We start from the raw sequence: 6,000 nt of genomic DNA on the forward strand, positions 1-6,000 counted from the left end.
GAGTTCGGCCTTCCCCAGGCCGCCAACTCCTGACCCCCGCACGCGAATCCCCCTCACAAAGGCACTGACATGAGCATCAATGTCCTGCGCACCGCCGACGGCTGGTGGGTCGTCCTCGGCGACCGCGCCGTCCCGGTCGACACCAAGGCCGCCACCACCTCCGAACTGCTCGCCGACCGCGACGCCGTCAGTGCGGCCGCCGTCTCCGGTGAACCGGGCACGCCCGTCGCCGACCTGGCCGCCCTCTCGCCGGTCACCACCCCCTGCCGGGTGGTCGCCCAGATGGTCAACTACCGCAGCCACGCCCGCGATTCGGGCTTCAAGGGCGACATCCCGCCCGCCTTCTTCCGCAAGGCGTCCGGCTCGGTCAGCGGCCCCGGCGACGCCGTCGTCCGCCCCTCGCACGTGAAGTTCCTCGACTACGAGATCGAACTCGGCCTCGTCATGGGCGCGCACCTGCCCGTCGGCACCGTCGTCGAGGAGCGGGACCTGCCGTCGTACGTCGCCGGACTGGTGATCACCAACGACGTCAGCGCCCGCGAGGTGCAGCTGACCAAGACGCAGTTCTACGAGAGCAAGTCGTACCCGACCTTCACGCCGACCGGTCCGTACCTGGCGTTGCTGGAGCCTGAGGACTTCGCTCATCTCCTCGACCTGCGGCTGAAGTTGAGCGTCAACGGCGAGCTGCGCCAGGACCGCACCCTCGCCGACATGATCGTCCGCCCGGCACAGGCGCTGACCCTGCTGGCCCGCTTCCAGACCCTGGACGCCGGCGACCTGCTGCTCACCGGCACCCCCGGCGGCACCGCGCTCAAGGCCCCGCCGAAGGCCGTCGAGAAGATCGGCGCGCTGCTGCCGCCCGCCGTGAAGTGGAAGGCCTTCTTCAAGAGCCAGGCCAAGAACCCGCACTACCTGAGTCCGGGCGACGTGATCACGGCGACGATCGCGACCCCCGACGGCCGCATCGACCTCGGCGAGCAGCGCACGCCCGTCGCCGCCGCGAACTGACACCCGAGGTGAGCCGCACATGACCGTCGATGAAGCCGCACGTGTGCCCGTCGTGATCGTCGGGGCCGGGCCGGTGGGCGTGACCGCCGCCCTTCTCCTGGCCCGGCGCGGAGTCCGCAGTGTCGTCCTCGAACGCCACCAGGACATCTACCCGCTCCCCCGCGCCGTCGCGGGCGACGACGAGATCCACCGGATCCTCCAAGCGGCGGGCGCCGGTGAGGAGTTCGCCGCGATCAGCCGCCCGGCGAAAGGGCTGCGACTGCTGGACGCCCGCCATCGGGTGATGGCCGAGTTCCGGCGCACCGAACACGGCCACCACGGCTACCCGCAGACCAGCATGTTCGACCAGCCCGAACTGGAACGCGTACTGCGCGACGCCCTGGCCCGGCGCCCCGAGTGCGAACTGCGCGCCGGCGTGGAGGTCACCGGCGTCGGCCCGCACTCCACCGGTCCCGTCCGGGTGACCTACCGTGACGAGGACGGCGGCGGGCACGAGCTGTGGGCCGACGCGGTCCTCGGCTGCGACGGCGCCAACAGCCTCACCCGCGAAGCCATCGGCGGCACCTGGGAGGACCTGCGCTTCGAGGAGAGCTGGAAGGTCATCGACGTCGACACGACGGGCCCCGTCCGTTGCTGGGAGGGGGTCGACCAGGTCTGCGACCCGGCCCGGCCGGCCACCTTCATGCGCGTGAGCGAGAACCGTTACCGCTGGGAGTTCCGGCTCGGCGAAGGGCAAGAGACGGTCCGTGAGCTGGTCGCCCCGTGGCTGCCGCCCTCGTACGCCGGAGACTTCGAGGTGGTCCGCGAGACGGAGTACACCTTCCGGGCCCGCCTCGCCGACCGCTGGCGCAGCGGGCGGGTCTTCCTGCTCGGCGACGCCGCCCACCTCACCCCGCCGTTCATCGGGCAGGGCCTGTGCTCGGGGCTGCGGGACGCCTACAACCTGACCTGGAAACTCGCCCGCGTCCTCCAGCAGGGCGGCGACGAACGGCTGTTGGACACCTACGAGAGCGAACGCAAGCCGCACGCACGGCATGTGGTCCGCCTCGCGGTCGCCATGGGCTGGGCCATGACGGGCGGGCAGGACGGCGCCGCCGCGATCCGCCGCCGGGTGCTGGGCGCCGCCTGCCGCATACCCGGCCTGACCGAGCTGGCCGGCCGCGACCTCAGCCCGCCCCTGACCGCAGGACCGCTGGTGCGGCGCGGGGCCCGCAGGGGCCTGGCAGGCACGCACTGCCCCCAACCGTGGGTCAGCGCTGGAGGGCGCACCCGTCTCGACGCCGTACTCGGCGATTCCTTCGCCGTGCTGACCGCCGCCGAACCCGGCCCCTCCCTGACCGCGCTCGCGCACGGCCTCGGCGTGCACGCGGTCCCGGTGGCCGACCTCGGCGACGACGGCACTCTCGCCGCCTGGCTGCGCGCCGGACACGCGGACGCGGTTCTGCTGCGTCCCGACCGCGTCGTGCTGGACGTCGTCCCCTCCGGTGGCCGCGACTTCACATCGACGGCAGCCTGGGCCTCCCTGCTGCACACCACCCGAAGCCCTGCCCCTTCCGAACGGACGGCCCCGAAAAGCCTGTTGAGGAGTACGACGTGATGAGCACGCCCTTCTTCACCCCCGATCCGGAGACAGCGGCCGCCAGTCGCATCGCGGACTTCGCCCGGCGTCAGGGCATCGCCCCCGGCGACTACGCCGCCCTGCACCAGTGGTCGGTCACCGACCTGGAGGGCTTCTGGGGCGCGGTGTGGGAGTACTTCGACATCGACGCCGACACCCCCTACGAGCAGGTGCTGGCCGAGGAGCGGATGCCAGGCGCCCGCTGGTTCCCCGGCGCCACCCTCAACTACGCCCACCATGCCCTGCGCAACCTGGCGGACGACGACGTGGCGATCATCGCGCTCGACGAGACCGGTGCCGGGTACGAGGTGACCGGCGCCCGATTGCGTGCCCTGGTGGCGTCCGTGGCCGCCACCCTGCGCGACCTCGGCGTCGGCAAGGGCGACCGGGTCGTCGGCTATCTCCCCAACACCCCGCACGCCATCGTCGCGTTCCTCGCCGCCGCGAGCCTGGGCGCCATCTGGTCGGTGTGCGGACAGGACTACGCCCCCAAGGCAGCCGCCGACCGCTTCGCCCAGCTCGAACCCACCGTGCTGATCGCCGCCGACGGCTACCTCTTCAACGGCACCACCCACGACCGCCGCGACGCCACCCTCGAACTCGCCCACGCCCTCCCCACGTTGAAGGCGACCCTGCTGGTGGGCCATGTCGGCCTGGCCTGGCCGTCACGGGCCTACCCGTCCCTGGTCGTCCCCTGGGAGGACGCCTCTACCCGCACCGAGGAACTCACCTGCGTGCCGGTCCCGTTCGACCACCCGCTGTGGGTCGTCTTCTCCTCCGGCACCACCGGCCTGCCCAAGGGCATCGTCCACGGCCACGGCGGCGTGCTGCTGGAGCACCTCAAAACTCTGGGGCTACACTCGGACCTGGGCCCCGGCGACCGCCTGCTCTGGTACACCACCACCCACTGGATGATGTGGAACCTGGTCGCCTCCACCCTCCTCACCGGCGCCACGACCTGCACCTACGACGGCAGCCCGGCCCCCTTCGCCAAGCTCGACGTCCTGTGGGACCTGGCCGCCCGTCACCGGGTCACCGTCTTCGGCACCAGCCCCCAATACCTGCTGGGCATGGCCAAGTTCGGCATCGACCCGGCCGTCCACGACCTGTCCTCGATCCGCGTCGTCGGCTGCACCGGCTCGACCCTGCCCGCCTCCGCCTACCCCTGGGTCCGCGACCACGTCGGCGACCACGTCCTGCTGGCCTCCATCAGCGGCGGCACCGACATCGTCTCCGGGTTCGCGGGCAGCGCCCCCAACACGGCGGTCTGGGCAGGCGAGTTGTCCGCGCCGAACCTGGGTGTGGCGCTGGCCGCGTACGACGGCGAGGGCTTCCCCGTCATCGACCAGGTCGGCGAACTGGTGGTCACTCGCCCCATGCCCTCGATGCCGCTGTACTTCTGGAACGACCCCGGCGGCAACCGCTACCGCGACGCCTACTTCTCGGCGTACCCCGGGGTGTGGCGACACGGCGACTGGATCACGGTCACGGGGCACGGCTCGGTGATCGTCCACGGCCGCTCCGACTCGACGCTCAACCGCAACGGCGTACGCCTCGGCAGCGCCGACATCCACGACGTCGTCGAACGTCTCCCCGAGATCGCCGAGGCGCTGGTCATCGGCGCGGAGGAGCCGGACGGCGGTTACTGGATGCCGCTGTTCGTGGTCCCGGCGGCGGGGGTCGAGCTGGACGACGCCCTGCGCGACCGTATCCGCGACGCCATCCGCACGGGTGCCTCACCCCGCCACGTCCCCGACGAGATCCTCGAAGTTCCCGGCATCCCGCACACCCGTACCGGCAAGAAGCTGGAGGTCCCGATCAAGCGGCTGTTCCAGGGCGCTGCGGTGGAGGAGGTCGTCAATCCGGCCACGGTCGACAGCCCCGAACTCATCGACCACTACGCCCGACTGGGCGAGCAGCGCCGCAAGGACAGGTCCGCCTCATGACCCTCCTGCTCACCGCCGTGCTGTCCTTGGTCTTGCTTCCACTGGGGCTGGCGAAGCTCGCCGCGGCGCCGGTCATGCGCCAGGCAGCGGCCCATCTGGGCATGTCGGTACGGCTCTACCGCCTCGTCGGCGCGCTGGAGGTGGCAGCGGTCGCCGGTCTGCTGACGGGGCTGGCCTGGACGCCGCTGGGCGTGGCCGCCGCGACGGGCCTCGTCCTGCTGATGACCGGGGCAGCGGTGGTCCACCTGCGCCACGGCGACCCGCCGCTCCGGGCCGTCCCGGCCGCCGTCATGGCCCTGATCGCCTTGACGTACGCGGCAACGGCGATGACCGCCGGCTGACGCGTCCTGTACGGCCGGGTGCGGGCGGCCCCCTTGCGAGGGTGGGCGGCCGCCCGTCCCCGGCTCCGCGCGGGCTGTCATCGTCACACCGGCCTGCCTCCCGGGGACCCACAGCGCCTGAGCAACGCGGGTGCTCCACGGGGCTGCGCGCGCTTCACGTCAGCGCAGGCTAGGAGCGTGTCCGCAGCGCGACCGGCACGCCGCCGTAGGCCAGGGCCTGGACGGTCAGCAACGGCTGCAGCGCCGAGCTCCTGGCGATGCGCATGTACAGGGCGTCACGTTGCCCGCAAGCTCCTACCAGCACGGCGCAGGGGTGGTCCAAGGACGTCGTCGACCTCGGCGGCCACCGTATCCAGCAGCGCCTGGCCGAACAGACATACCGACGACTCCCATGGGTGTCCGAAGCTGCCGAGTCGGAAGTCTCTTGAGAGGTAGATGTAGTAATCGCCGTCGGGGTAGGGGCTCAGCGGCCATGGTGGCCGGCCGTGCCCGCCGACGCGATGCGGAGCGAAGGAGTAGGAGGTGTGCTGCCAGTCGAGTGCGTACAGCCTGGCCTCCGGCTCGACGCACACAGTCAGTCCCCGCTCGACGACCGTGACGAAGCGCTCCAGACGCGTATATCCCGGGTCCTCGTCCAGTGACGCCAGACTCCATGTGACGGAGTCAGCCCGTTCCTTGATCGCAGGCCGCTTGGCCGGGTTCACGCTCGGACTGAAGGCGAACTCCGTGGAGAAGCGGTCCCAGACACTCAGGTACTCGGCCTCGGACAGCTCGGTTACCGGCTCGCTCGTCATTCGCGCAGACTACCGAGCCCGCTCGGCGTGCTCCCTTCGACGCATATCCGTCACGAGATCGCTGACATGCTCACTCCGCGGCATGTCCCTGGGCGTCGCCAACCAGGGCATCCGGTGCATGAGGGTGTCGCGCAGCCGTGTCAGGGCTGCGATCTTCTCCTCCAGTTCAGCCACCCGTTGTGGGGGGGGGGGGGGGGGCGGGGGCCCCCCCCCCCCCCCCCCCGACACCCCCCCCCCGCCGGGGGGGGGGGGGCGCGCGCACGCCGTGGAGGGGTTGGACGGGGAGCCCCGAC

At 71.6% G+C, this 6,000-nt stretch carries 5 protein-coding genes; 4 read left to right on the forward strand and 1 reads right to left on the reverse strand.

From position 1 onward, the window contains the following. Nucleotides 1-69 precede the first annotated feature (69 nt). The 4 genes from ACFUO4_RS01300 to ACFUO4_RS01315 are packed head-to-tail and all read left to right on the forward strand — an operon-like array spanning nt 70 to nt 4,913. Entirely contained in the window at nt 70-1,008 is a 939-nt protein-coding gene (locus tag ACFUO4_RS01300) for a fumarylacetoacetate hydrolase family protein (protein ID WP_383478503.1), read from the forward strand. Nucleotides 1,009-1,027: 19 nt separating this feature from the next. Continuing rightward, entirely contained in the window at nt 1,028-2,605 is a 1,578-nt protein-coding gene (locus ACFUO4_RS01305; protein WP_383478506.1) for a bifunctional 3-(3-hydroxy-phenyl)propionate/3-hydroxycinnamic acid hydroxylase, read from the forward strand. Continuing rightward, nucleotides 2,605-4,572, forward strand: coding sequence for an acetoacetate--CoA ligase (locus tag ACFUO4_RS01310; RefSeq protein WP_383478508.1), 1,968 nt, complete (start codon nt 2,605-2,607; stop codon nt 4,570-4,572). The genes ACFUO4_RS01305 and ACFUO4_RS01310 overlap by 1 nt, the downstream gene beginning before the upstream one ends. Then, complete coding sequence (locus ACFUO4_RS01315; protein ID WP_383478510.1) at nt 4,569-4,913, forward strand: DoxX family protein; 345 nt, start codon at nt 4,569-4,571, stop codon at nt 4,911-4,913. Before ACFUO4_RS01310 ends, ACFUO4_RS01315 begins: the two co-directional genes overlap by 4 nt. Nucleotides 4,914-5,188: 275 nt before the next feature. On the opposite strand, the gene ACFUO4_RS01320 is transcribed toward ACFUO4_RS01315, so the two are convergent. After that, nucleotides 5,189-5,707 (reverse strand): DUF2716 domain-containing protein, encoded by a 519-nt coding sequence (locus tag ACFUO4_RS01320; RefSeq protein ID WP_383478513.1) that lies wholly within the window; start codon nt 5,705-5,707, stop codon nt 5,189-5,191. Nucleotides 5,708-6,000: the final 293 nt, after the last annotated feature.

This window comes from Streptomyces sp. NPDC057280, from assembly GCF_042668605.1.
Classification (GTDB): domain Bacteria; phylum Actinomycetota; class Actinomycetes; order Streptomycetales; family Streptomycetaceae; genus Streptomyces.

Excerpts from the sequence above, each read along its gene's own strand:
- ACFUO4_RS01310 (WP_383478508.1), top strand. The coding sequence starts at position 2,605 with ATGAGCACGCCCTTCTTCACCCCCGATCCGGAGACAGCGGCCGCCAGT.
- ACFUO4_RS01300 (WP_383478503.1), top strand. The coding sequence starts at position 70 with ATGAGCATCAATGTCCTGCGCACCGCCGACGGCTGGTGGGTCGTCCTC.
- ACFUO4_RS01305 (WP_383478506.1), top strand. The coding sequence starts at position 1,028 with ATGACCGTCGATGAAGCCGCACGTGTGCCCGTCGTGATCGTCGGGGCC.
- ACFUO4_RS01320 (WP_383478513.1), bottom strand. The coding sequence starts at position 5,707 with ATGACGAGCGAGCCGGTAACCGAGCTGTCCGAGGCCGAGTACCTGAGT.
- ACFUO4_RS01315 (WP_383478510.1), top strand. The coding sequence starts at position 4,569 with ATGACCCTCCTGCTCACCGCCGTGCTGTCCTTGGTCTTGCTTCCACTG.